Source organism: Weissella halotolerans DSM 20190 (assembly GCF_000420365.1).
GTDB classification, from domain to species: Bacteria; Bacillota; Bacilli; order Lactobacillales; family Lactobacillaceae; genus Weissella; species Weissella halotolerans.
Genome location: NZ_ATUU01000006.1, coordinates 1 through 24,815, shown reverse-complemented (window position 1 = coordinate 24,815; position 24,815 = coordinate 1). Strand labels below are relative to the sequence as shown.

Genomic DNA, 24,815 nt, shown 5'->3' with positions numbered 1-24,815 from the left:
GTCCTCCCCTAACACTTTATTTTCTAGCTAGCTACGGACCTATTATACAAGGATTAATACAAAAGAGCTAACCTTTGTTAGTAATTTACCTGCCCTAACGAGTCTGGAACGAGACCTTTAACTTTCAGAATCAGGGCATAGGCTATCGTTACAAGATGCTTTTTAACAAACTTGGGTCCTTTGGAAACCCAATTCAAAACCGCTTGTTACTTATGTTGCTATTTAAAATAGAGTCGCTGGTCATTTATATCAACAAAAGGCGACTATCCTTAGACTAAGGATAGTCGCCTTTTTAGGTTAACTTTAATTAAGGTAATCACTTACTTGCCATAGGTATTATCATAACGTCGCTTGTGTAATAAATAATAAGCCAGCATTAAGACAAAACCAACTAGCATAAAGCCAGCCATCGCTTGGACTTGTGGCCAAGCTGAACCGCTAATCATCATCACCTCACGCAGTCCGTCTACCGTATAGGTCATTGGTACTGTCCAATGTAGTTGTTGGTAAATAGCTGGTGACAATTGAATAGGATACGTTCCCGCTGAAAGGCTTAATTGCGCAATGAGCAAAACAACCGCCGCAAAAGCACCAGCACGACCAAACCACATGTAAAGAGCGGTCACAATGAAAGCATCCATCCAGGCCATCACAATCAAAAAGCCTAGCGTTGCCATCGGGTTAACAAAATGCATGCCTAAGATCCACTGACTCAAGCCAAATAGTACCAAGGCCATCATTGTCGCAATCCCTAGTAAAATACTTACCTTAGTACCAATCCAGGCCCAAACTGACGTAATCTTTCCTCTTGGATCGACCATATTGAGCATCAAATTAATTCCCAACATACCCACATATAAACCGACTGAGAACATGTAAGGTGCCATTCCAGTCCCATTATTTGCAACCCGGTCATGCTCCTTGTGCTTCAAGCCCGTTGGCTGGGCAAACTGCTTAATAAAGTTTTTACCGGCTGGTAACTGTTTTACTTTGTCTGCAGCCGTGCCCAGTTTGTTTGCCAGTGTATCATTACCAGCTTCAATTTGATCTACCGCTGGCGTAAGTTGCTTTGAACCAGTAAACAATTGGTTAGCACCACCTTGCATTTGTTGCGCACCATTAGCTAACTGACCACTGCCGCTAAGGAGTTGCCCACTGTTACCCGTTAAGGTCGCCAAGCCACTATTAAGTTGACTAGCACCCCCACGTAGCTGGCTTACTCCACTTGTTAAGGCTGGTAACTCTTGCTTTAGTGTCTGCAAACCACCTTGTACCGCAACAGCACCGTTCATCAAAGGTTGTGCTTGACCATGCAAAGTTTGCAAGCCACCTGTTAATTGTTGTGAGCCTGCCGTCAGCTGTTGGACTGCTGATGGTAAGGCCGCAACCTGGTCTAGGCTCTGGTTAATGGCTTGTACATTTGGCTTTGGTTGCTTCTTTAATCCTGCAAGGGTATTTTCCAAACTGCCAGCTTGACTAAGTAGTGGCTCAACCTCTTGCAATAATTGCGGCATTGCTGCCTGCAACTGATTTAAAATCTGCCGTTGATGTGACTGTTCCGTTTGTTTTGCAACCGTTGCCTGAACCGCTGCAACTTCTTCATCGCTTAAAGTCCCACCATGGTGGGCCGAAGCACCTAAGTCCTTAATTGCCGCTTGCATCGCTTGGTTATCGGCTGCTTTTGCTTGATCAAGTTGGTTCATCAATGTCTTCAACTGGCCAACTTGGTTTTCTAGGCGGCTAATATCCGGCAATGATTGTCCTTGTTTGTCCAAGGCAGCTAGTGCTGCGTCTAATTCTGCTAACTCCTTTTTCAGGACAGTCGTCTTATCCTTGAGGTTAGCTGACTGCAAGGTTTGATTTAATGCTTGTAAGCCCTGGGTTACCTTTTGGCTCCCATTAGCTGCCTGACCTACTGCATCTGTATACTGATTGAGTCCATTTGTTAGTGTGGTTTGTCCAGCAGCTAATTGCGTTACACCATTCTGTAAGCTAGGCACCCGTCCTTGTAGCTGACTCAATCCATTATCCAAGGCCGCACTACCATTTTGGGCCTGTTTTACGCCATTTACATATTGATTCAAGCCCATCTTTAGTTGCTGGGCCCCATCAACAAAGGCTAAACTACTGGATGCAAGAACACCTAAATTATCACTTAACTTCTGACTACCATCGGCCACTTGCTTTGCCCCATCAGCCAGCTTAGCATTTCCTGCAGCCGCCTGCGCAACCCCCTTGCCAGATTTCTTAACTTCAGTCATCATAGCCTTAGTGTAAGCTTTCGTTACAGACGTTGCGACCTGACCTTGAATTTGCTTAGCAGCTGATTCAGATAACTTACCTCCAATAAAACTATGCCCTGAACTTGTGTCATAGTGGAGTGTCATCTGCTTGGGTTTTTGTTCTAATAACGTGGTAGCATCCTTTGAAAACTGTTTAGGAATGGTGACGGCCATATAATAACGTCCGTCTTTTAGCCCGGTTTGAGCCTGATGCTCACTTACATAGTGAATTTTTAAAGGTTTTTCCTTTTTTAATTCATGTACTAACTCGTCACCCACCGCCAATTTTTGTCCCTGGTAAGAGACTGGCTGGTCCTTGTTAACAAGAGCCACTGGTAGCTGATCTACATTACCATAGGTATCCCATAAAGAACCTAGAAATGGCACTGCATATAAGGAAGGTACGAAAAAGAGGACACAAATTACTAAAATATAGAATTTATCGCGTTTTAAGAAATTTAACTCTCTTTTAAACATGATGAACCTCCTTGCTTATTTTTTTGTCTGTCTTCGTCATAATGTCTATAATAAAACCTAATAAAACAGCAGTTCAATAGGCAATGTTGAACAAACTGTCTATCGTATTTAATAAGGAGGAATCGCTGCTATGAAACACGCAGAACAAAATGCGCTCACTGATCAAAAAATCAAAGAAGCCTTTATTCAATTAATCGAAGAGGTCGGGTTTAATAAGCTAACGATTTCAGACATCGCCCGTCAGGCAGGCATCAGTCGTGGTACCTTTTACGTTCATTACGTCGATAAGTATGACTTATTAAATAAAATTGAAGACACTATCTTTGCAGAACTTAGTCAAATCTTAGCCGACCATCTTAATGAACCCTTTCTAGCTAGAACCGATGATGATATCGCTAGTTCAACCTATCAAGCCTTTAGCTACTGCCTGAACTTTGTTGACAGCGAACGCGCCACTATTCGGGCCCTGTTTTCACAAAAGGGCGATCCGCAGTTTTTTGAACGCGTTAAACAATTAATTGAGCACCTCTTTAGTCAAAAATTAGCCGAGCTCAATGGACACTTTTCCACAGTAATTCCTATTTATTACAGTCGCGAAATCGCCATTAGTAATTTATTAAACATCGTACGGCATTGGTTAAATAAAACCAATCCTGAGACCCCTGATGAACTTGCTGAAATTTTAATGCGTAGTCGTCTCTTAGCTCCCCGCGACCTCTTAGTATTTGATTAAACTTAACCCCTATCTCTCAAGAACTACATACTTTTCCGGCTCAAGTCGCTTTTTTAACCCTAAATCATGATATTATAATTAAATGAGAAAGGGATCAAGGAGGACTATTTTATGCTGGAGACATTGGTTAAACCACGTCATGCACTAACCACAATCACTGAAGATACAACCATACAAGAAGCCTTGCTCATCTTAGAAGACTTCAATTTTCGAGCACTACCAATTCTAGATCGTAGTGGCCAGCTTTTTCGAGGCGCTATTTATAAAATGCATATTTATAAACACCAGGCTGCCCATGGCAATATGCATGAACCAGTGACCACCCTCATACGGAATATGACTAAATTTATTCCCCTTGATAGTAGTTTCCTTGACCTTATTTTTGCCTTACGTGACCTTCCTTTCATCTCAGTCTTAGATACAGATAATCATTTTTATGGCATCATCACTCATAGTCAATTAGAACAATTGATGGAAGACTCCTGGCGTCCAACAACTAGTCGCTATAACCTAACGTTACGTTCTAATGGGCAACGTGGTAGTTTAGAACTAGCCACCAAGATTATCACACGTTATACCACCATTTTAGGTGCCCTGGTACTTAATCCAGAACAAAATTTGAACACCGCCTGCATGATTTATACGCTACCAATGAGTGTCAATGAAAACCTGCTCAAAAAAATTATTCGTCATTTAGATCGTCGTGGATTTGAACTTGTTTCACTTGAAGATTTAAACCAACATCCATCTGCTAGCTAACTTCATCATCGGCGTCCTTGCTCTTTTTACCTTTTGACCCAACACTCATCCACCCATAATAAACAGGGAAAGGACCTGCTTATGTCTCACTATCTTCGTCGTATCTTTGGCAGTCGATTTGCTCGCGTTATTTTAGACTACACGACCAGATTAGATTTGGGCTATGCTAGTGCTTCTATCTCCTACTTCGCCCTGTTATCAATCTTTCCAGCTGTTATAGTCCTAGGAAGTTTTTTATCAATTGCTGGCGTTCAATTAACAACCATCGTTACCTACCTGAAAGATACAATGCCACCTTCCGTTAGCACCTTCTTACACAGTGTTATCCAATCTATTCTCCATCAAAATGGCGTTGGTATTTTTTCAATTTCAATTGTCGTCACACTATGGTCAGTATCACGGGTTGTAGCTGCTATTCGCACCTCCCAAAACATCATCTATGGCGTTCAGGCAAAAAACATTGCCATTGTTGATCGCTTTATCTCTTTATTATGGATGATCCTCATCTTCTCACTAATTGCGCTTTTACTATTATTTGCTGCTATTGGCTCTAATATTCTTGATGCCCTCCCCCTTGATAGGCAGATCATTTCACATATTGAATCTGCTAAGCCCTTTATTGTTGCCGGCGGACTTTTTATTGGTCTAAGCCTCTTTAACTGGTTACTACCGGCCAAGAAACCCTGGCTACCTTGGGCGATTGTTGGAACAATTTTCGAAGTCTGGATGATGCTGAACTTAGCCAATCTCTTTAGTTGGTATGTTTTTATTGTCGCTAGGGCTTATTCCTTTTACCAGGCGATTAGCTCAGTCATTGTAACCATGTTATGGATGAACTTCATGTCCCTCGTGAGCCTTGTTGGCACCATTATCACTGCCATCTTAGATGAACTTTGGCCGGCCAATAACCATAAAAAATTGCGGCAACGGTTCAAACACTTACGGGATCCCCTAAAATAAAAAGCATTGAGCTATCTGCTCAATGCTTTTTATTAATTAACGAATAATTCCCATGCAAACTAGAACAATTACGAGCAAGCCGACTACAATTCGATAATAACCAAATGGTTTGAAATTGTTCTTCTTCAAATAGTCCAACAAGAACTTGATGGCGACATAAGCAACAATCCAAGACACGATGAAGCCAACCGCCATCACGCCTGTTTGCATGCCCGTAAAGGTGCCCCCATGCCAGAGATAAGTGCCCACTTTAAGAATGGTTACACCAAACATAACTGGTATACTCATGAAAAAGGAGAATTCCGTCGCTACAAAGCGTGATGCTCCTAGTAATAAGGCACCCAAAATAGTTGCTCCAGAGCGTGAAGTTCCCGGAATAATCGCTAACACTTGGAACAACCCAACGTACAAAGCAAATTTGTAAGAGATATTCGTCATATCTGTTAAGCGAGGCCGCTTATCTTGCAGGTAATTTTCAATTACAATGAAGAAAATACCATACAAAATTAACATTGCTGCCACCAGCCAAATATTATCTTCCATATAGTCATTAAAGAGCAACCCAACAACAACGGCTGGCAAAACACCAACAATGACCTTAAACCATAAGCTCCAAGTCTCTTGTCGTTCCACAGCTGTCTTTCGCTGTGAGAAGGGATTCAACTTGTGGAAGTAGAGTTGAATGACGGCCATAATAGCACCTAGTTGGATTGCGTATTCATACATATGTGAAAAAGCTTTTGTCCAAACTGGTCCACCCGGAATATTCAAAAAAGCATCCGCAATAATAATATGCCCCGTAGAGGAAATTGGAAGAAATTCCGTAATTCCTTCCACAATCCCGACAATGGCTGATTTGATCAAATCAATCATAATAAACTCCTCTATTTTTAATAGTTATTCTCTACAATACCAGAATCTTTTTGGAAAAGATAATCTGATAGGCAATCTTAATGTAAAATTTTAGCCGTGAGCGTGGCCCTAAAGCTTGTAATGTTGTTGCCTGTATAATATAATATAACATGTAAAGAATATAAATAAAAAGGAGCATTACTATGAAAAAACACTTATACAAGTCAAGTGATCGTGTATTAGCCGGAGTGCTCGGCGGGATTGCTAACTATTTTAATCTGGACCCTACTCTGGTACGGTTATTATTTGCCCTAGCCACCGTCTTCTGCTTCCCCTTGGTCTTCTTCTACATTATCGCAGCCATCGTAGTGCCAAGCGAACCTTCTTACGAAGATCGTCACTATGTTAATGATGACGATAATGATAACAACGAACTATAACAACAAAATAAAAAGGACAGGGGAATTCCCCTGTCCTTTTTATTTTGTTTCACCTAATGTACGATAGCCAACAATTGACAAGTTCGTAGGCTGTGGAATATGCAAATTCGGATGTTGACGAATATAATCGCTAATCAAACTAGGTGTTTCCCGTTGAATCTCACGGACAACCTTATCTAGTCGATACATAGGAAAACCACCTGCACCATTAGCCCGATAATTGTTCATCGCCACTTCATAATGCTGTTCTAAGTCCAGTGGCTGGCCTTGGAAAGTTAAATTGACTACGCGCTGGCCAACAGGCTGTCGATAATCGAACGTATAGTCAATCCCCGTCCATACATCATAATTATAATGTTGTAGCTTTGGCTCAAGATAGTGGGGATTAACGACCAGCTCTCCATCACCGTCTACTTGAAAATACTCTGCATTGATTTCAAGCGCGTCTTTAATATCCTGCCCCGTCAGCTTTTCAACTACCAAAGTATTAGGATAAATATAGTTAGTCATGATATCGCGCCGGGTCACTTGATCATGCAAGCCCCGTACTTCATCGTTGAATAACGCTGTTGCAGCGATTTGAGTGTGACCAGCTGCCATTTGAGCTTGATTAACCAAGCTTAAAAACGGATGCCCTTTAACACGTGCCAAGAACGGTTGGTCAATGCCCATATTATCACCAACTCGACCCACAACTTGATCTAACCACTGATTAGCTGCTGCTTGAGTCGGCTTAACTAATTGGTCGATAAAATAGTTCTTCTTAAATTCCTTAGTCGTCAATAGACGAGCAGACTGCCCCGTCACCTGATGATCTTGGTCCAGTTTCAACTCAATCACGCCCAAGTGATCTGCACGATAGCCAGGCTGAGTCGTTGGAATATGATTTACAAACTGGGCAATTTGGCGGTGCTGATGCCCAGTTACGAGGGCGTCTATGCCATCTAATTGTAAGAGCTCATAACCTTGGTTCTCGCCGGTCAATGGCTCAATTGCTACTCCCGTTTTTAGATCTCTTGCAAAACCACCGTGGTAGGCTACCACTAAAACATCCACTTGGGATCTAATTTCCTTGATATACCACTGGGTTATTTCAACCGGGTCAGCAAAAGTCAACCCAACAATATGCTTTGGCTGCTCCCAATGTGGAATATAACTGGTCGTCACCCCAATGACTCCAATTTTAAGCCCCTGGCGCTCAATGATACGATATGGTTTTCCAATAAACGGTTGCCCAGTACCCGTATCTAAAATATTGGCATTAACAAGTAAAGGATCTTGAGCCAATTGTTCTTCCAGATAAATCCGCCCGTAATTAAATTCATGATTTCCCAAGACTCTAATATCATACTTAAGTTGCTGTGTTAACTGATGGTATAAGGACGCAGCTTCAGGGCGATCTTTTTGAATAAAATCAGTCAATGGTGACCCTTGGATAAAGTCACCATTTTCTATGGTAACCAAGGCAGTATCTTGAGTCGTCTTTGCCCTAAGCATTTTCATAGCCGTAGCCGCACGAGTTAGTCCTAAGCCCTCATTTGACAAGGGACGTCTAAAGTCATCCGCCATAAAGTATCCGTGTACATCTGATGTTGATAAGATTGTTACATTCATTTAGTCATCCTTCTTCCCAGATTACACTAAGTGCTGGCGAATTTTACCAGAAAGGAAATCAATTACCGTGACCATGACGATAATTCCTAACAAAACAATGCCTGTTCGTGGCCAGTTACGGGTTTGTAAGGCAAAAATTAATGGCGCTCCAATTCCACCAGCACCAACAATTCCCAAAATAGCCGCCGAACGAACCGCAATTTCAAAACGATAAAGCGTATAATTCATAAATTCTGGTAAAACAGTTGGTAAGGTGGCCAAGGTCAATGCATCCAATCCAGAGCCACCAGCCGCAACAATCGCTTCACTTGGTCCGCGATCAATATTTTCAATGGCCTCACCAAATAGTTTTCCTAACATACCAATGGAATGAATCGAAACCGCCAAGACACCAGCATAAGCACCTGGTCCGACAGCTTTAATAAACATCAGTGCGAGAACAATTTCAGGAAAGACACGAATGATGGTCAAAATGGTTTTCCCTAAACTTGATTTAAATTGAAAACCCTTTTTAGTTTTAGCAGCTAAAAAGGCAAAAGGAACGGATAAAAAGGCTGAAAAGAAGGTTCCCAAAAAGGCAATCGCCAGTGTTTCTAGTAAGGCAGCAATTAAATCTTCACCATCCCCTGTGTAAACATAGGACCAATCAGGATGAAAGAGACCGTCCAAAATAGAATGGGTAACTTCCAAGGCTTGCGACTTGATAGAATTCATTGGAATACCACTAAAGGCCCAAACATATAACAGGACCACAGCTAACCCAATTAACCAAGGACGTGCTCGACGCCATCCGTGTTCTTTGCTCATTTGCATTATGCTAACGCCTCCCGTAAATGATTTGATAGGCTATCCACAACCAAGACGACTGCCAGAATGCCTAATATCAAGACGGCAGTTCGATCGTAACGGAACATCGATAATGTTTGGTCTAAATATAAACCAACTCCGCCGGCCCCTAAATAACCCAAGACGGTTGACGCACGCACATTAATTTCAAGCGTATAAAGGAAATAAGACAAAAACGGGTTTACCACTTGTGGAATAACCGCAAAGACAATTGTCTGAATGGTGTTCGCCCCAGCCGCAGTTAAAGCCTCACTTGGGCCCTCGTCAATTGTTTCGACCGCCTCATAAAACAGCTTAGATACCATTCCAAAACTAAAAACAGTTAAGGCGCAGACACCAGCCATGGGACCAATTCCCACAATGGCGACAAATAAGGCAGCCAGCAGCAAATCTGGAATCGCACGAATAATATTCAAAAAAAAGCGTACTAATCCTCTTAGCCAAGGATTTTTAACTAAATTACGCGCCGCCAAAAAGCTAAATGGAACAGCTAATAAGGTTCCTAATAAAGTTCCAACCAAGGCCATTTGAATGGTTTGTAAGATTGGTTTGACAATAACCGGGAAATAACTCCAGTCTGGATGGGCCATTTCTGCTAATAGTTGCCAAAATTGATCCCAACTAAATGTTGTTTCAACGCCAATATCCCGCACAGACGCCCAAAAAATCAACCCTATAAGCAAGGTAATTAACAACCCTTTAAGATGCCATTTTTGGCTAAATTTACCTTCGATTGATGCTGTATTCATGACTACTCCTTATCCCCTGCTTCAGCATAAATTGCAGCAAAATCGGTCTGATTTACGTCTGCAATCTGCTTATCATAAACTAGCTTTCCGGCTTGAAGACCAATCACACGGCTAGCATATTCTAAAGCCAAAGGAACACTATGTAAGTTAACGATGACCGTCATTCCTAACTCTTCATTTAATCTCTTCAGATCATCCATGACCATCTTAGTTGTTTTAGGATCCAATGAGGCAATCGGTTCATCCGCCAAGAAGACGGTTGGTGACTGCATCATCGCCCGCGCAATGGCAACACGCTGTTGTTGTCCTCCAGACAGTTCATCCGCTCGAATATAAGCCTTATCTGCCATGTTCACCCGTTCTAAATTAGCTAGGGCCTGTTGCCTATCAGCCTTTGAAAATAGGCCCAAAGTGCTCTTAAAGGTTGAATAATATCCTACCCGACCTGACAAAACATTTCGCATTACGGTCGTTCGCTTAACCAAATTAAAGTTTTGGAAAATCATAGCTAGATTACGCCGCAGTCGCCTTAATGCTTTCCCCTTTGCCTGAGTGATATCCTCACCATCAATCAAGATGGCCCCGTCACTAATATCATGCAAACGATTAATCGCCCGCATTAAGGTACTCTTTCCTGCACCGGACAATCCAACTACGACGACAAACTCGCCCGCATTAATCGTTAGATCAATGTCATCAAGTCCGACTGTGCCATTGGGATAAACTTTAGAAATGTGTTGAATCTGAACGGTGCCTTTTTGGTCTACCATGATAAATGCTCTCCTAAATATTACGCTTCGTTTACTAGAAAAAAAGGTTCAATGAATTCCTTCATCAAACCAGTTTTTTATTTTTTAGTGCTAATCAATGCTTACTTAATGTTTTCCAAATCCTTTTGGTAGGTACGAACAATGTCAAAGTTTGAATCCTTAGACTTCGCTACACCATCCCAGCTATAAACATCATGCATCACTTGCTTACCCTTCTTGCTATGGTTTGCCACCTTTAGCATGGCCTTTTGGATGGCCTTGGCATCCTTCTTTGACACTCCCTTACGAAGGGTAATCGTATCATTTGGGATTTTAGCAGTGTACTTTAGCACGCGCGTCTTTTTAAAGACATTCTTTTGATCCTTCTTCACAATGTTACGCGCATCATCAAAGACAAAGGCAGCATCAGTATCACCATTCAAAACCGAAAGCACACCTTGGTCGTGTCCCTTAACCGTAACTAACTTAGACTTCTTAATAACATTCATACCCTTTTTATCTAAGTCAACAATTGGGAAAATATAACCGGCATCCGACGTCGTATTTTGAACTGCAATCGTTTTGTTCTTTAAATCCTTGATATTTTTAATCTTTGAATCCTTCTTCACCAAGACCATTGCCCGGTAGTAATCTACCAGCTTCTTAGTGCTTGAACCATCACCCTTTTTATCGTTAATCCCATAACGTTCAGATTGTAGGATAACCTTTGCCCCATACTTTTTATGTGCATGCACATAAGGGTCAGGTGGCAAGAAGCCCATATCAACTTTCTTTGAACCCATTGCCTCCACCACGGTATTGTAATCCGTTGAGACGGAAACATGCACAGGCACGCCCAACTCCTTCTTTAAGAGCTTCTCCAAAGGCTTCGTTTTCGCTTCCATCTTATCAGCCTGCTGTGACGGAACAAACTGAATGTTCAATTCCTTCATGCTAACTTTCTTATCGCTAGCATCTGCCTGATGGGCCGGTAAGGCTACGGTAGTAAAGGCTGCTGTTGCCAGCGCCACCGCAGTCCCAGTAGCAAGTTTCTTAAACATGAACTTGAGTCTCCTTCGTATGACCTAGAGTGACAAAACTTAAACTAACATTAATAATAAAAGAGAATGTTACTTACGTCAAGTATAAAATTGTTCTGTTTTTACGTAAAACGTTTTAAAACTCAAAAAAATAAAAAAAGGACATCTTCATCAAGATGCCCTTAATAAAAAAATTATTACTTTAATACTTTAAACGTGTATAAGGTAGACCATACTGATTTGCTTGATATTCAGACACATAGCCACCGTATATCGGTCCTGTCGATTTTGCTGGCAGGTCAAGTGCCTTTCTTAACTCATCTGTGACGCGCTGCTTTTGAGCTGTCGAAATAAATTCCGAACTTCCAATGGGAAGATCGTATGACTTTCCAATAAAGTGATCCGTCTTGATCGTCTTTGCCGCAGCCACATAATTACCACCGAGTTGCTTTAAGTCACTAAAGGTCATATCTGTTTTCATCGATTGACCAACAATACTTAAAAACGACTGACTTGTTACCGTCAGAGGACTTGTTACAGCTTCATGCACAATGCCTTGTAAAACTAGCCTTTGTCGCTGTTGACGTCCATAGTCTCCTTCGGGATCCGAATAGCGCATCCTAGAAAAAGCCAAAGCTGCTTTACCATCCATTCGGTGATACGTCTTTGTAATCCCATCCTGCCCGGTATGCGTAAACTGTGCTGATCCCTTTTTAAATTGATACAAGTTACCTGGATCCTCATGAGCAGTATCCGGATTGTACTTAAAAGTCAAAGGAGACTTAACCTCTATCCCGCCTAGTTGATTCACAATTCGTTCAATCCCACCCATATTCACTAAGGCATAGTAATCAACGGGGACATTTAGCCAAGTTTGGATGGTCGCCATCGTCGTCTTAGCAGATCCGAGATTATAGGCATTATTTAACTTTTGGGGAAAGGCTTCTTCATAACCAACTGGCGCAATAATCGTATCACGTGGAATAGACACAATTCGAGACTCATGCTGTTTCGGGTTAATGGTTACCAGCATCAATGAATCCGTTCGTCCTTTATACTTACGCCCTAATTCACCCGTGTCGGTTCCTAACAACAGTATTGAAAAGGGACGCCCTTTCTTCAATAGGGTTGATGCATTACGGGCTTTATCAAAGTGCGCGCTCTCATATGCTTTATCAAACATTCCTGCCGCGTTGTGATAAGTACGAACACCAAAAAAGGCAACCACGCCCAAAACAAACAGGCACACAATAAACAAGATATGCCGTTCTATGTAAGCGTGGGGTAAATACCGTCGACCACGCACCTGTTTAATACGATGTGTTCTGTCTTGACTAACACCGTTATCATCATGATTAATCATAATGAACATATCCTTTCATAGCCTAAACGGCAACTGGTGCCTTGATTGTTTTACCTGGATGATAGTCAACAACCTTGATATCATCCATAGTATAATCAAATATCGACTTGACGTCAGGATTTAACCATAACTTAGGTAGTGCTGCCATTGGTCGACTTAATTGCTCTTCAACCTGTTTAATATGATTACTATAAATATGTGCATCACCCAGGGTATGAATAAACTCACCGGGTTCATACCCAGTTTGAGCAGCAACCATTGATAGTAAAAGCGCATACGAGGCAATATTAAATGGCACCCCTAAAAACATATCAGCAGACCGTTGATACAACTGAAGGCTAATCTTCCCATCTGCAACATAAAACTGGAAAAGTGCATGGCAGGGTGGTAAGGCCTGGGTTGGCACTGCTTCAGGATTCCATGCCGTTACAATTAACCGTCTAGAAGTGGGGTTGACTTTAATTTGCTCTATGACTTGCGCCAACTGATCAATAAAACCACCCTGGACTTGTTTCCAATGCCGCCATTGTGCACCGTAGACATCTCCTAGCTGACCATACTTAGTCGCAAAACTATCATCTATTAATATACGGTGAACAAAATCAGCATGGGCCACTTTGTATTGTTCTGCAAATTTTTCATCCACTAATGACCGCCGTCCAAAATCAGTCATATCAGGTCCTTGATAATCATCAGATGCGACCCAGCCTTTAAAGGCCCATTCATCCCAAATATGATTATTATTCTCCAATAAAAACTTGATATTCGTATCACCTGCAATAAACCATAATAATTCGCTCTTAATTAACTTAAAAGGGACCCGTTTAGTTGTTAATAGCGGGAACCCTTCTGATAAGTCAAAGCGCATTTGACGTCCAAAAACGGACCGTGTTCCAGTACCAGTGCGGTCGCCTTTGTCACTGCCATTATCTAATATATCGCGTAAGGTAGTTAAATAGGCATCTTCATTCTTACTCATTTTCGTCTCCCCTTTTTAATTGCTCGTTACGTAATCCTTAAAATGGATTGACTTCAAATCTGTTTCGGTTAACGGAACTTGCTCAACAGCTACTTGCTTTTCACTAAGCAACTCCCGTGCAAACTCATCATTATGGTAATTCCGCAGGTAGTTAATCTTTTTTATCCCCGCTTGTAAGAGTAATTTTGTGCAATAGGGACAGGGAAAATCAGTTACATAGATTTCCGCCCCATCAGCAGCAATTCCCATTTTAGCACACTGCATTAAGACATTTTGTTCAGCATGGACTGCGCGGATACAGTGCCCATCAACCAGCAGGTCACCTACTTCATCACAATGTGGTGTCCCTGTGACCGAACCGTTATAGCCACTTGCAATAATGCGCCCATTTTTTACGAGCACCGCCCCGACATGCAGCCGTGTACAGGTCGAACGGGCCGCTAGAATAACCGCTTGCATAATGAAATAGGTAGGCCAATCTATTCGTTTACTCATTGTTTCCCCCCCTTTTTGAAACTCTGCTTCTATCATACGCAATTTTACTTTTAGAAACAGTAAAACTTAGAGAATTTTACTATCTTTTGATTAATCCTTGTCAGCCAGTTGATCAAAAGATAGTAATTGTCTAGCCTCTATTTTTATGGTATACTGAAGAAAGCGTTTATTGTACATAACATGGGGTTACAAAAGACTTCAACCGTATCTGTGAGCACAACCTCACGAAAGGAAGTGTGTGTATGCCTTTAGAGCTTAATGAAATCAAGCAACAATTAGATGATCATTTGGGTCAACAAATTACATTAGTTACCCACGAGAGTCGTCATCGGACTATCGAACACCAGGCCATTGTGCGAGAAACCTTTCCAGCAGTGTTTGTGTTGGACTTAGAACAAACCGGCCATGAATTTGATCGTGCCTCCTTTAGTTACACCGACATTTTAACAGAAAACATTGAAATTACGTTTAGTTAAAATAAAAAAAGCAACCACCTGTGCTTTCACAGGTGGTTGCTTTTTTTATGCTTAACCTAAAGAAGAGTCTGCAACTTTTAATTTTGTAACCTCAAATTCATTAATATAAGCATCTTTAAAGTCTAAGGCTTTGATCTTAAAGTTAGCTACTTCAATCACATCCCCCGTTTTTGCAGCCGGATCTTCATCCAGGAAATAACCCGTTAACGTCACCATTTCTGACTCATCAAATGACCGGATTTCCGTATTAAAATACCTTTCAAAATCATATAAGGTCATCTTGCCAGATACCTTATAACGCATATTACCTTGTACATCCACGCCAATTTTTTCTACTAAATCATCCGCGACAGCATCCATTTCATCTTTGACAGAGCCGAAGAGTTCTTCGTAGATGTCTTTATCCGTAACAATCCCTGAAGTTCCACCATACTCATCTTTAACCACCACAATTGGTGTCCGTTGCTTAATCATTTGATTAAGCACATCTTGAATCGGCATATTTTCTGGCACATTAGGGATTTGGCGAATAATTTTACGAACTGGTTGGGCTGCGTCAATTTCAGACTGTCGCATCAGGTCATAATTTAATACGTATCCCAAAACATTATCTTTATCATTGTCAGCTACCACTGGAATACGTGAATGCTTCGTCTTAAAGTAAACCTGTAAGGCATCTTGAATAGAGTCATTAATGTCTACCACCACCATTTGCGTCCGATCAATCATAATATCAGCAGCAACCTTATCATTCATTTCAAAGGCTCGTTGCATCAAAATATAGTCTTCATCTTGTAATTCGCCCTGCTTAGCAGCATTACGTCCTAAAGTTAATATTTCCGCTTCAGAATAGACGTCTGAGTCTTTCGCAGCTGATTTCAAGCCCATTAAATGGGTGACCCCGGTAGCCGATACATTTAGTAACCATACAAAAGGATAGAAAATAACATGGAAAATATGGAGGGGGGTTGAGACCATCAAGGCCATTTTAACTGGAAATTCAATTGAAATGTTTTTTGGCACTAACTCGGTAAAAACAACCTCTACATAAGTTAATAGGGCCAGCGCAATAATCGAAGCAACCGCTCCCGCACCTGGACCTGTCATTTCTTGAATAATACCAGCCTTCAAAAGCAAATGAGCAACTGTCGACTCGCCCATCCAACCTAACAGCAATCCAGCCAGGGTAATCCCAACCTGGGTTGTTGATAAATACTCATTCAAGTTGTCAACCATCAACATAGTTCTTTGTATCCGGCGCGAAGGTGTTTTGCGCTCCGCTTGCATCTCCTCCAACGTACTTTTACGTACCTTTACTAAAGCAAACTCGGCCGCAACAAATAAGGCAGCCAGTGCTAAAACAATCAAAATAATGATAAATGACAGCCATAACTGTGTATTACTCAAGTGAAAAACCTACTTTCTATAAAATACCTACTACATGAAAGTATACCAAAAAAGCGCTCTTTAAGAGCGCTTTTTAGCTTTTAGTAGTTAATTGTTTTGACTTTCTACGACATCACTATTATTCTCATCAGTTAATGGATAAGCAACAACCTTAAAGTTACTAATATATGCATCCTTAAAATCTAAGGGTGTAATTGAGAAATTAGCAATTTGAATAGGCTTACCAACCGTTAAATCAGGATAATTATCTAACATATAACCAGTCAGTGTTACCATCTCTGAATCTTCAAATGTCCGTAATGTTTCATGGAAGAAACGCTCAAAGTCATATAGAGTCATTTTACCAGATACGCGATAATGCATATTACCATCATCATCTGCCCCTAGTTTACGTACCAAGTCATCTGCTACATCATCGACTTCATCTCGTACAGTACCAAATAATTCTTCATAAATATCCTTATCGGTCACAATTCCCGAGGTACCACCATACTCATCCTTAACTACCACCATTGGGACCCGGTGCTCAATCATTTCTTGCAAGACATCGGTAATCGGTTGGGTCTCAGATACATTTGGCAGGTTACGCAGGATAATTCTAACGGGTGAATTCATATTAATTCGTCCTTGACGGACCAAGTCATAAATGTAAACGTAGCCTAAAATTTTATCCTTGTCATTGTTAGCAACCACCGGAATTCTTGAAAACTTGTCTTCTAAGTAAAGATTTAAGGCTTCTTGAATACTTGCGGTAACATCAACGACTGATAATTGTGTCCGATCGATCATAATATCTGAAGCAACCTTATCATTCATTTCAAAGGCCCGCTTCATGAATTGCAAATCTTCAGGATCAATTTCTCCTGCATCGGCCGCATCTGCAGATAAGGAAAGAATTTCATTTTCTGAATAAGTATCTTCATCCGGGCGTGCATTGTAACCTAATAACTTTGTGACATCCGCCGCCGTCCGATCAAACAACCAAATCAACGGATAAAACAGAACGTGGAACATCATTACTGGCCGTACAATCATTAACAAAACCTTTGCCGGCTTATCAATCGCAATGTTTTTAGGTACTAAGTCAGTAAAGACCGCATGAATAAAGGTAAATAACAAGATGGCTGTAACAGATGATACTGTGCGCGCAATACTTTCTGGCAAAATATGCGTCGACAAAATCAACTCAGCAATAAAGCTTTCACCGATCCAACCTAATATCAAGGACGTTAAGGTAATCCCTACCTGCGCCGTTGATAAATATTCAGTTAAGTGTTCTAACATGAACAGTGCACGATCAATTTTTGGGGTTGGCCCTGATGCTTCCTCCTGCAGTGCCTTCAAAGCACTTGGCCGAACTTTCACTAAGGAGTATTCTGTCAATGTAAACAGAACAGCCAACAACAAGACAACAAAGATTACAATCAAATTAGTAATTATAGACGGACCGGAATCCATAAATTTATTCCTTCTTTCTTTTTAATAATATTAATAAACTAGCTATGTTTTAAGCGTTATACACCCCTGCCTGAGCGAGTGCATTTTGAAGGGTGATAAAGTCCTCAAGCGTTAAGCGCTCCGCACGAATTTTCGGATCAATTTGTGCGTTAGTTAGCGCCAATCGTAACTTCTCCTTCATTGTATCAGACTTGCCAAACCCAGTGATTAAATTATTCCAAAGGGTTTTTCGCCGCATGGCAAAGCCAATTTTGAATAATGAAAATAACTGACCTTCACTTGTAGGCTGTACAGATAACGGTTTCCTTGGTGTTAAGGAAACAATTGCAGAATCAACATTTGGACTAGGAATAAAAGAGGTTCGTGACACTGTAAAAGCTAAATGAGCCTGCATGCGGTATTGGACGGCTAGTGTCAGTGACCCGTAGTCCTTCGTCCCTGGAGCAGCCGACAGACGATCAGCCACCTCCTTTTGCATCATAACTACAATATTATCAAACTTAAGGTCAGCCTGCAAAACCTGCATTAAAATAGCGGTTGTGATGTAGTAAGGTAGATTTGCTACTAACTTTAAAGGACGCTCAGGATTGTTAAAATTGTCCATAACCATCTGCTTTAAATTAACCTTCAGCACATCTTCCTGGAGCACTGTAACATTTTTATAAGGGGCCAAGGTATGGTCCAAGACCGGGATTAAGCGCTCATCAATTTCCAAAGCTACCACTTGTCCAGCCTTGCGCGCTAGTTGCTCAGTCAATGCACCAATTCCCGGGCCAATCTCAATAACGTTATCATCTTCTTGTACATCAGCTGCAGTTACGATTTTGGCTAAGATTTGAGTATCCGTTAGAAAATTTTGTCCTAACGACTTCTTAGTGGCAATATCAAACTGATTCATTATTGCCTGCGTCCGCCATGGCGTTGCAATATCTGGTACATCATTCATTTTCTTTCCCCTTATCTTCTCCTAGGCTCAACAATGCTTGTTGGACATCAATTAACTTAAGCCCAAACATATGTAAGCGACTGTATAACTGCTTACCATTTACGTAGCCAAGATGGAGGTATTCAGCAAGTGCTTGTCGTTTACTTGCAGCATTAGCTCCTGCAAGTAAGCCTAATTTTCGTAAATCAGCACGCGTAATATCAGATAACCCAGATGGCTCTTTGTCCAAAGTATACACTTGTGATAACGCCTGCTGAATATCATCAGGCTGAGCATATTCAATCCCTAGGCTATGATGTTTCACGTGTAACCCTGCCTCAGATTTGGTTAAAAAGGCATGTTTCACGTCTGGCACCTGGGCGGCTATTAATTTTCGTAATCGCTCACCATTAAAATCTGGATCAGTAAATACAATTACGCCACGTGTCTGTGCTGCAAGTTGAATCGCAGCCAATGTTTCCTCTGGTAAGGCTGATCCATTAGTCTCAATTGTATCGGCATCCACGGCATGTCTAATTGCTTCTGTATCCGCCCGTCCTTCAACCACAATTACTTCTTTTACTCGGTTCATGGTAGCCCCCATGACTACTTATTCAACCATAAACGGTGGGCATTCTCTGTCGTAATATTAGCTAATTCATCATATGATAGGCCTAAAATATCAGCAATCTTCTGTACCGTATATCGTACATACATAGGTTCATTTTGCTTACCACGCATTGGCGTTGGTGCTAAGAAAGGTGCATCCGTTTCGACTAGAATACGATCTAACGGTACAATCTTTAGCGCCTCTCGAATTTCACTGGCTTTCTTAAACGTTACCATTCCTGAAAAGCCAATATACATACCTAAGTCTAAAAAGGGCTTAACATCTGCTGGTCCTCCCGAAAATGAATGCATCACACCACCAAATTGATCAATTGAGTTAGCTGCTAATAATTCATAAGTATCCTCAAATGCATCACGCGAATGAATAGTAACCGGCAAGTGTAATTCTCTAGCCAATTCTAATTGCCGGTTTAACGCAGCTTTTTGTACAGTCGAACTTGGATTATCAGGCCAATGATAATCCAAACCCATTTCACCCAAACCAACCACCTCTGGATCTTGAGCATCTTCTTCAAGTTGTGCAAAAGCTTCATCCGTCATTGAGGCCACATCTTCAGGTTGAAAACCGATAATGGCATGCACATTCTCAAATTCATGGGCTATAGCCAATGCTCGTTCATTCCCTACTTGATCATAACCCACAACGTTCACTTCATTAATTTGAAATTCTTGTGCTCGTGCCCAATAGGCAGGAACATCATGCCAGAAGTTGTCTTCATTTAAATGTGCATGTGTGTCATAGGCCGCTGCTGGCCGATTTTTTGGATCATAAATTGCCATGTTACTTCTCCCCTTCTTATTAACTCTCTATAAATTAACCTAACTTACTCTTCATCATAGGTGTTAGCTAAGGCCACAGCCTGAGCTGCATTAACTTCGTCATATAAATCTTTTGCCAAACTAGCTGGCATATGACCTTGCATTCGCTCATCTTGAATATAATTCAGTTCTGCCTGCAAAGCACTTACCAAAGCTTCTTGCACTGTCTCATCTGCCTCAACTGAATCAGCTAGCCGATGTTCCCGCTTTGCAACTAATTCACGCATGGCCATTATCAAACCTGGTTGCTGTCCTTGATCAGTTAACATTTGAATATAAGTATCTACTGCTGGTCGTAAAATTTCTTCTAAATCTCGGTAAGCCCGACGCCAACGGATTAGTTTCCGGTGTCCCCTAATTTCCTGCCTGGCTGCATCACTATTAATCTCCATGGCACGCTTTTTTAAGTACGTAATTTGCAAATCAATTTGTTTTTGCAATTTCTTTTGTTTATCAAGGGGTAAGTCTGCTAGTTTATCCCTTTCTTGCGCAATAAATTTTTTCAAGCGCTTAACTTGTAATTTAGTTTGCTGTTTTGCAGATAAGTGACCTTCTATTTTTAATCGTACATTATGAACTAGTAGATGATACCATAACTTTATCTTTGCCCACGTTCCGGTAAGACCCCATTCCTGATTTGCCGTAGCATAGCGTCGATACAACATTAAAGCATCATTTGATAGTTGACCAGCTTGTACTGCCCGGGTCACAGCCAACCACTCCACCTTTTGTAATTGTTCAGCTGCCTCCTGTCGTACAGCTTGGTCAACGTGTTCTTGTCTGTATCCCAATTGTGATTCCAACTGTTGCATAACCTTTTTCTTAGTCGTTGGGCTAATTGGGGCCTTATCCAGGGTAGCAATTCCCGCATTAATCATCTGCAAGTGGAATTTTTGATATTCATCTTCTTGATAGTCAGGCTCAATCTGTGGCAGTATTTTCGGCAAACTAATTAATGGAACAAGTAAACTTGCCATAATAACAATCGTCGCGATAAATAAAATTTCATCACGGTGAGGAAAGCTATGACTGCCCATAATATAAAAAGGTAAGGAGAAGGCCATGGCCATAGTCATAGCCCCATGCACGCCGCCAATTGCAAAAACCAAGGCTTCACGTCGATGTTCAGTAGGACTTGCGGATAAAAAATCATCAACGTCTGTTAAATGCATCTGCTGTATCATAACATACCGCACCCCAGCCATCGCGACGTAGATGACTAAACCAATGATGATCATTTTTATCCAATAACCCCTATGTTCTACATGAAATTCACCTAAAATTTTAACTAATCCAATCCCTAAAAGAACGAAAACCGTTCCGTTTAATAATTGATCTAGTATATTCCATACCTGGTTAGAAAGATTAGTTAACTTGGTTGACATAAATTGCGTACGATCACGCTCTTCATTGTGTACCACTCCAGCGATTACAACCGCAATAATTCCAGAAACATGCACTGCTTCGGCCAAGGCAAAAATAAAAACAGGACTCAATACTTGAATCATGATTTGTGCCATCAAATCATTTAACTGGTATTTAAGTAAGTGTTGTCTTACGTATACTAGCACCAAGCCTAGAATCAATCCACATAGGGCCCCGCCAAAGGCGGTCCGAACAAAGGTCGCCAAACCGGTCCAAAAAGAGAAGTGTCCAGTATTTAACCAAATCAGCGCCAGTTCTAAGACGACTAACCCACTTGCATCGTTAAATAAGGATTCTAAATTCAGGGCCCGTTTAACACCAGTTGGCATACGTACACCAGCAGTTACCGAATCCAAGGCTGTTGCATCGGTGGGTGTAACAATTGCCGCTAAGGCCACCGCAACAGGCAAGCTCCATGCCAATAATCCTTTTGTTAAAAGGCTTACAGCGACCACGGTGATAATTGCCAATATCCCTGCCAAGCGAATAATGGCAATAAAGTTTTTAGAAATCAATCGCGCTCGCGTATGTTGACCTTCATAAAAAAGCAATGGTGCAATAACCAACATCATAAACCACTCAGGATTTATCGTTAAGACTTGCTGAACATTGGGTACAAAGGCCAATAAAATTCCAGCTATGATTTGCCAAAAAGCCTGCGGAATTTTTGGTATCACCTGCGAAAGTAAATTAGCCGTAATTATTGCTAATAGGGCCAAAGCAATAACGTTAAATGTCTCCACTACTTAACCTCCCATAAAGAACAAAGAGAGAGGCTCCAGAAATGTCAGAACCCCTCCCTATCAAACTCTTGTTAACCTAACCTAGTTCAGCGCCCACTTCAATGCTATCAGGCAAAAAGGATAGAGTAACAACATCATTCTTTTCTGCAGACAGAATCATACCCTCAGATAGTTCACCCATCATCTTACGAGGCTTTAGATTAGCTACAAAAGCAACTTTCTTTCCTTCAAGTGCTTTATAGTCAGGATAGTATTTCTTAATACCTGAGAGAATGGTCCGCCCTTCAGTCGTTCCATCATCCAACTTAAAGCGTAGTAACTTCTTAGACTTGGCTACTTCTGATACTTCTTTGATTTGTGCCACCCGTAACTCTACTTTATCAAAGTCATCAAATTCAATCATATCTTTGCCTTTCTGTTCCTCAGGTTCATCAGCTTTGACACTGGTCATCGCACTTTTGCCAGCCATCTGCTCACGAATATAAGCAACTTCAGCATCAACATCTACCCGAGGAAAAATTGGCTGACCACGCTTAATAACTTTACCGCCAACTGGCAAATCATTAAACTGTAAGTTCGTAATCGTTAAGTCACTATCACTTAACCCTAATTGAGTCAGAATTTCTTTAGGTGCATGCGTCAATATAGGTTGTAACAAAATAGCAATCACCCGCAATGCTGCTGCTAAATTAGCCATCACGGTTTTTAGATTATCTGCCTGGGCTTCATCCTTAGCCAAAATCCAAGGGGTCGTTTCGTCAATATACTTATTAGCACGTGCGACTAATTTCCATATTGCCGCTAAGGCATCAGCTGTTCGCAAGCCTTGCATGGCCTCATTATAATCCTTAATGGTTGACTGAGCTACATCCGCTAAAGCAGCATCATAGGCTGTATTACCAGCATCTAAAGCAGGAATAACGCCATCCGTATACTTATTAATCATCGCAATGGTACGATTCAACAGATTACCCAAATCGTTAGCTAGATCATAATTCAACTTTGAAACAAAGTCTTCCGGAGTGAAAAGGCCATCATTAGCATATGGCATCGCCCGCAACAAATAATAACGAACTGCGTCAATCCCATAACGATCAGCTAACGTATCAGGATAAACAACATTACCCTTTGATTTTGACATCTTTCCATTACGCATCGTCAGCCACCCATGTGCAAAAATTTTCTTAGGTAGTGGCAGACCCAATGCATGCAAAATAATAGGCCAGTAAATCGTATGGAAACGTACAATTTCCTTACCAACTAATTGAACATTGGCTGGCCAAAATTTATCAAACAACGTCGTATCATTCGAATCATAGCCTAATGCCGTAATATAATTAGATAATGCGTCCATCCATACGTAAACGACGTGTTTTGGATCAGAAGGTACTGGAATACCCCAGTTAAAGGCTGTTCTGGTAATCGCCAAATCTTCCAAACCTGGTTCGATGAAATTACTAATCATCTCATGCATACGACTAGCTGGTTCGATAAAGTCAGGGTGTTCCTGATAATAATTAACTAGCCAGTCAGCATATTTGCTCATCTTGAAGAAGTAAGACTCTTCCTTGACCAACTCTACTTCATGACCAGAAGGTGCCTTTCCACCTGTAACCTTGCCATTTTCATCACGGTATACTTCAGCTAATTGTGATTCAGTAAAGTACTCTTCATCATCTACTGAATACCAACCTTCATATTCACCCTTGTAAATATCACCCTTTGCCAATAAGGTTTCAAATATTTTTTGAATAGCCTCCTCATGTTGTTTATCAGTAGTTCTGATAAACCCATCGTTAGAGATATCCATCAACTTCCACAAGTCTTGAATGTCCTTAGCCATATTATCTACATAATCCTGCGGGGAAATATGTAGCTTTTCAGCCTTTTGTTCAATTTTAAGCCCATGCTCATCAGTTCCCGTCAAAAAGTATACATCTTCTCCCAGTAGTCGATGGTAACGTGCTGCTGCATCCGCTAAAACTGTAGTATATGTATTACCAATGTGTAGTTTACCTGAAGGGTAATAAATTGGTGTTGTTATATAGAAAGTCTGGTCTTGTGTCATATATTTTTCTACCTCCCGCGATACAAATGAGTAGCGCGTATTTTATTTAGTAATTAAACGTGTTTGCCTTTAATTATAGCAAATTTTCTATATTAAGTATTGTTTTAATCGTGATTTACCCAGTGATTTACTCAGTGATTTTACTAAGTGATCCTATAAAGACTAAATAAAAAAGGGTCACCCAGTAGGTGACCCTTTTAGTTTGCGTTGCGACGCCCTATCCTCGCAGGGAGCGATCCCCCAACTACTTTCGGCGCGATTGAGCTTAACTTCTGTGTTCGGTATGGGAACAGGTGTGACCTCAATGCCATCATCACAACACGTGAGACTTACGTCTCTCAAAACTGAATCTTATTGCTTGCTTTTGCCTTCATTTATCCTTGAGCCTTAACACCGTTTGTTCAACTTGGTTAAGTCCTCGAACCATTAGTACTAGTCCGCTTCACGTGTCACCACGCTTCCACTTCTAGCCTATCTACCTCATCATCTCTGAGGGGTCTTACTTCATTTCTGAATGGGAAATCTC

The 24,815-nt window shown here is 41.1% G+C and carries 22 protein-coding genes and 2 rRNA genes; 5 read left to right on the top strand and 19 right to left on the bottom strand.

The window, feature by feature from the left end; translation table 11 throughout:
- Positions 1 to 320 precede the first annotated feature (320 nt).
- Entirely contained in the window at positions 321 to 2,759 is a 2,439-nt protein-coding gene (locus G414_RS0106890) for a YhgE/Pip domain-containing protein (RefSeq protein ID WP_022792081.1), read from the bottom strand.
- 130 nt (positions 2,760 to 2,889) lie between these two features.
- On the opposite strand from G414_RS0106890, the gene G414_RS0106885 reads away from it, so the two are divergent.
- The 3 genes from G414_RS0106885 (at position 2,890) to G414_RS07440 (ending at position 5,211) form a co-directional block, all read left to right on the top strand.
- Positions 2,890 to 3,492 carry a TetR/AcrR family transcriptional regulator gene (locus G414_RS0106885; RefSeq protein WP_022792080.1) on the top strand — a complete coding sequence of 201 codons (603 nt, stop codon included), beginning with the start codon at positions 2,890 to 2,892 and terminating at the stop codon, positions 3,490 to 3,492.
- Between the two features lie 111 nt (positions 3,493 to 3,603).
- Positions 3,604 to 4,251, top strand: coding sequence for a cyclic di-AMP binding protein CbpA (cbpA, locus tag G414_RS0106880; RefSeq protein ID WP_022792079.1), 648 nt, complete (start codon positions 3,604 to 3,606; stop codon positions 4,249 to 4,251).
- Between the two features lie 81 nt (positions 4,252 to 4,332).
- Entirely contained in the window at positions 4,333 to 5,211 is an 879-nt protein-coding gene (locus G414_RS07440) for a YihY/virulence factor BrkB family protein (RefSeq protein WP_022792078.1), read from the top strand.
- A gap of 36 nt (positions 5,212 to 5,247) precedes the next feature.
- Here the strand turns inward: G414_RS07440 and G414_RS0106870 are convergent, their stop codons facing one another.
- The gene (locus G414_RS0106870; RefSeq protein ID WP_022792077.1) at positions 5,248 to 6,084 is read right to left on the bottom strand and encodes an undecaprenyl-diphosphate phosphatase; all 837 of its coding nucleotides are present in this window, start codon (positions 6,082 to 6,084) and stop codon (positions 5,248 to 5,250) included.
- A 182-nt stretch (positions 6,085 to 6,266) separates the two neighbouring features.
- Here G414_RS0106870 and G414_RS0106865 point away from each other — a divergent pair, with 182 nt between their 5' ends.
- Positions 6,267 to 6,503 (top strand): PspC domain-containing protein, encoded by a 237-nt coding sequence (locus G414_RS0106865; RefSeq protein WP_022792076.1) that lies wholly within the window; start codon positions 6,267 to 6,269, stop codon positions 6,501 to 6,503.
- Between the two features lie 39 nt (positions 6,504 to 6,542).
- On the opposite strand, the gene G414_RS0106860 is transcribed toward G414_RS0106865, so the two are convergent.
- The 8 genes from G414_RS0106860 to G414_RS0106825 all read right to left on the bottom strand — a co-directional run bounded on the left by G414_RS0106860 (position 6,543) and on the right by G414_RS0106825 (position 14,338).
- Positions 6,543 to 8,117 (bottom strand): bifunctional metallophosphatase/5'-nucleotidase, encoded by a 1,575-nt coding sequence (locus G414_RS0106860; RefSeq protein ID WP_022792075.1) that lies wholly within the window; start codon positions 8,115 to 8,117, stop codon positions 6,543 to 6,545.
- A gap of 21 nt (positions 8,118 to 8,138) precedes the next feature.
- Positions 8,139 to 8,930: a phosphonate ABC transporter, permease protein PhnE gene (gene phnE, locus G414_RS0106855; RefSeq protein WP_022792074.1), complete on the bottom strand. Its 792-nt coding sequence runs from the start codon at positions 8,928 to 8,930 to the stop codon at positions 8,139 to 8,141.
- Entirely contained in the window at positions 8,930 to 9,712 is a 783-nt protein-coding gene (gene phnE, locus G414_RS0106850; RefSeq protein WP_022792073.1) for a phosphonate ABC transporter, permease protein PhnE, read from the bottom strand. Before phnE (G414_RS0106850) ends, phnE (G414_RS0106855) begins: the two co-directional genes overlap by 1 nt.
- Before the next feature lie 2 nt (positions 9,713 to 9,714).
- The gene (gene phnC, locus G414_RS0106845; protein WP_027694592.1) at positions 9,715 to 10,482 is read right to left on the bottom strand and encodes a phosphonate ABC transporter ATP-binding protein; all 768 of its coding nucleotides are present in this window, start codon (positions 10,480 to 10,482) and stop codon (positions 9,715 to 9,717) included.
- A 101-nt stretch (positions 10,483 to 10,583) separates the two neighbouring features.
- Complete coding sequence (locus G414_RS0106840; RefSeq protein WP_022792072.1) at positions 10,584 to 11,522, bottom strand: phosphate/phosphite/phosphonate ABC transporter substrate-binding protein; 939 nt, start codon at positions 11,520 to 11,522, stop codon at positions 10,584 to 10,586.
- A 181-nt stretch (positions 11,523 to 11,703) separates the two neighbouring features.
- Positions 11,704 to 12,864: an LCP family protein gene (locus tag G414_RS0106835; RefSeq protein ID WP_022792071.1), complete on the bottom strand. Its 1,161-nt coding sequence runs from the start codon at positions 12,862 to 12,864 to the stop codon at positions 11,704 to 11,706.
- A gap of 22 nt (positions 12,865 to 12,886) precedes the next feature.
- Positions 12,887 to 13,843, bottom strand: a complete 957-nt coding sequence (locus G414_RS0106830; RefSeq protein ID WP_022792070.1) for a thymidylate synthase — start codon at positions 13,841 to 13,843, stop codon at positions 12,887 to 12,889.
- A 15-nt stretch (positions 13,844 to 13,858) separates the two neighbouring features.
- Positions 13,859 to 14,338, bottom strand: coding sequence for a deoxycytidylate deaminase (locus tag G414_RS0106825; RefSeq protein WP_022792069.1), 480 nt, complete (start codon positions 14,336 to 14,338; stop codon positions 13,859 to 13,861).
- 242 nt (positions 14,339 to 14,580) lie between these two features.
- Between G414_RS0106825 and G414_RS0106820 the strand changes: the two genes are divergently transcribed.
- Positions 14,581 to 14,814, top strand: a complete 234-nt coding sequence (locus G414_RS0106820) for a Veg family protein (protein ID WP_022792068.1) — start codon at positions 14,581 to 14,583, stop codon at positions 14,812 to 14,814.
- Positions 14,815 to 14,865: 51 nt separating this feature from the next.
- On the opposite strand, the gene G414_RS0106815 is transcribed toward G414_RS0106820, so the two are convergent.
- From G414_RS0106815 to G414_RS0106775, 9 genes are all read right to left on the bottom strand, one after another.
- Complete coding sequence (locus tag G414_RS0106815; RefSeq protein ID WP_022792067.1) at positions 14,866 to 16,221, bottom strand: hemolysin family protein; 1,356 nt, start codon at positions 16,219 to 16,221, stop codon at positions 14,866 to 14,868.
- 87 nt (positions 16,222 to 16,308) lie between these two features.
- Positions 16,309 to 17,679, bottom strand: coding sequence for a hemolysin family protein (locus G414_RS0106810; protein WP_022792066.1), 1,371 nt, complete (start codon positions 17,677 to 17,679; stop codon positions 16,309 to 16,311).
- A 49-nt stretch (positions 17,680 to 17,728) separates the two neighbouring features.
- Positions 17,729 to 18,625: a 16S rRNA (adenine(1518)-N(6)/adenine(1519)-N(6))-dimethyltransferase RsmA gene (gene rsmA, locus G414_RS0106805; RefSeq protein WP_022792065.1), complete on the bottom strand. Its 897-nt coding sequence runs from the start codon at positions 18,623 to 18,625 to the stop codon at positions 17,729 to 17,731.
- On the bottom strand, positions 18,618 to 19,196 hold the full coding sequence (gene rnmV, locus G414_RS0106800) for a ribonuclease M5 (protein WP_022792064.1): 579 nt from the start codon (positions 19,194 to 19,196) through the stop codon (positions 18,618 to 18,620). The genes rsmA and rnmV overlap by 8 nt, the downstream gene beginning before the upstream one ends.
- A 14-nt stretch (positions 19,197 to 19,210) precedes the next feature.
- Entirely contained in the window at positions 19,211 to 20,014 is an 804-nt protein-coding gene (locus G414_RS0106795) for a TatD family hydrolase (protein WP_022792063.1), read from the bottom strand.
- A gap of 44 nt (positions 20,015 to 20,058) precedes the next feature.
- Entirely contained in the window at positions 20,059 to 22,221 is a 2,163-nt protein-coding gene (locus tag G414_RS0106790) for a cation:proton antiporter (protein ID WP_022792062.1), read from the bottom strand.
- A gap of 76 nt (positions 22,222 to 22,297) precedes the next feature.
- Complete coding sequence (gene metG, locus G414_RS0106785) at positions 22,298 to 24,289, bottom strand: methionine--tRNA ligase (protein WP_022792061.1); 1,992 nt, start codon at positions 24,287 to 24,289, stop codon at positions 22,298 to 22,300.
- Positions 24,290 to 24,493: 204 nt separating this feature from the next.
- Positions 24,494 to 24,610 (bottom strand): 5S ribosomal RNA (rrf, locus tag G414_RS0106780).
- Between the two features lie 85 nt (positions 24,611 to 24,695).
- Positions 24,696 to 24,815 (bottom strand): 23S ribosomal RNA (locus G414_RS0106775); the annotation flags it as partial.

What these genes read in the sequence shown, in the direction of transcription:
- G414_RS0106890 (WP_022792081.1), bottom strand. Translation starts at nt 2,759, where the DNA reads ATGTTTAAAAGAGAGTTAAATTTCTTAAAACGCGATAAATTCTATATT.
- G414_RS0106885 (WP_022792080.1), top strand. Translation starts at nt 2,890, where the DNA reads ATGAAACACGCAGAACAAAATGCGCTCACTGATCAAAAAATCAAAGAA.
- cbpA (WP_022792079.1), top strand. Translation starts at nt 3,604, where the DNA reads ATGCTGGAGACATTGGTTAAACCACGTCATGCACTAACCACAATCACT.
- G414_RS07440 (WP_022792078.1), top strand. Translation starts at nt 4,333, where the DNA reads ATGTCTCACTATCTTCGTCGTATCTTTGGCAGTCGATTTGCTCGCGTT.
- G414_RS0106870 (WP_022792077.1), bottom strand. Translation starts at nt 6,084, where the DNA reads ATGATTGATTTGATCAAATCAGCCATTGTCGGGATTGTGGAAGGAATT.
- G414_RS0106865 (WP_022792076.1), top strand. Translation starts at nt 6,267, where the DNA reads ATGAAAAAACACTTATACAAGTCAAGTGATCGTGTATTAGCCGGAGTG.
- G414_RS0106860 (WP_022792075.1), bottom strand. Translation starts at nt 8,117, where the DNA reads ATGAATGTAACAATCTTATCAACATCAGATGTACACGGATACTTTATG.
- phnE (WP_022792074.1), bottom strand. Translation starts at nt 8,930, where the DNA reads ATGCAAATGAGCAAAGAACACGGATGGCGTCGAGCACGTCCTTGGTTA.
- phnE (WP_022792073.1), bottom strand. Translation starts at nt 9,712, where the DNA reads ATGAATACAGCATCAATCGAAGGTAAATTTAGCCAAAAATGGCATCTT.
- phnC (WP_027694592.1), bottom strand. Translation starts at nt 10,482, where the DNA reads ATGGTAGACCAAAAAGGCACCGTTCAGATTCAACACATTTCTAAAGTT.
- G414_RS0106840 (WP_022792072.1), bottom strand. Translation starts at nt 11,522, where the DNA reads ATGTTTAAGAAACTTGCTACTGGGACTGCGGTGGCGCTGGCAACAGCA.
- G414_RS0106835 (WP_022792071.1), bottom strand. Translation starts at nt 12,864, where the DNA reads ATGATTAATCATGATGATAACGGTGTTAGTCAAGACAGAACACATCGT.
- G414_RS0106830 (WP_022792070.1), bottom strand. Translation starts at nt 13,843, where the DNA reads ATGAGTAAGAATGAAGATGCCTATTTAACTACCTTACGCGATATATTA.
- G414_RS0106825 (WP_022792069.1), bottom strand. Translation starts at nt 14,338, where the DNA reads ATGAGTAAACGAATAGATTGGCCTACCTATTTCATTATGCAAGCGGTT.
- G414_RS0106820 (WP_022792068.1), top strand. Translation starts at nt 14,581, where the DNA reads ATGCCTTTAGAGCTTAATGAAATCAAGCAACAATTAGATGATCATTTG.
- G414_RS0106810 (WP_022792066.1), bottom strand. Translation starts at nt 17,679, where the DNA reads ATGGATTCCGGTCCGTCTATAATTACTAATTTGATTGTAATCTTTGTT.
- rsmA (WP_022792065.1), bottom strand. Translation starts at nt 18,625, where the DNA reads ATGAATGATGTACCAGATATTGCAACGCCATGGCGGACGCAGGCAATA.
- rnmV (WP_022792064.1), bottom strand. Translation starts at nt 19,196, where the DNA reads ATGAACCGAGTAAAAGAAGTAATTGTGGTTGAAGGACGGGCGGATACA.
- G414_RS0106795 (WP_022792063.1), bottom strand. Translation starts at nt 20,014, where the DNA reads ATGGCAATTTATGATCCAAAAAATCGGCCAGCAGCGGCCTATGACACA.
- metG (WP_022792061.1), bottom strand. Translation starts at nt 24,289, where the DNA reads ATGACACAAGACCAGACTTTCTATATAACAACACCAATTTATTACCCT.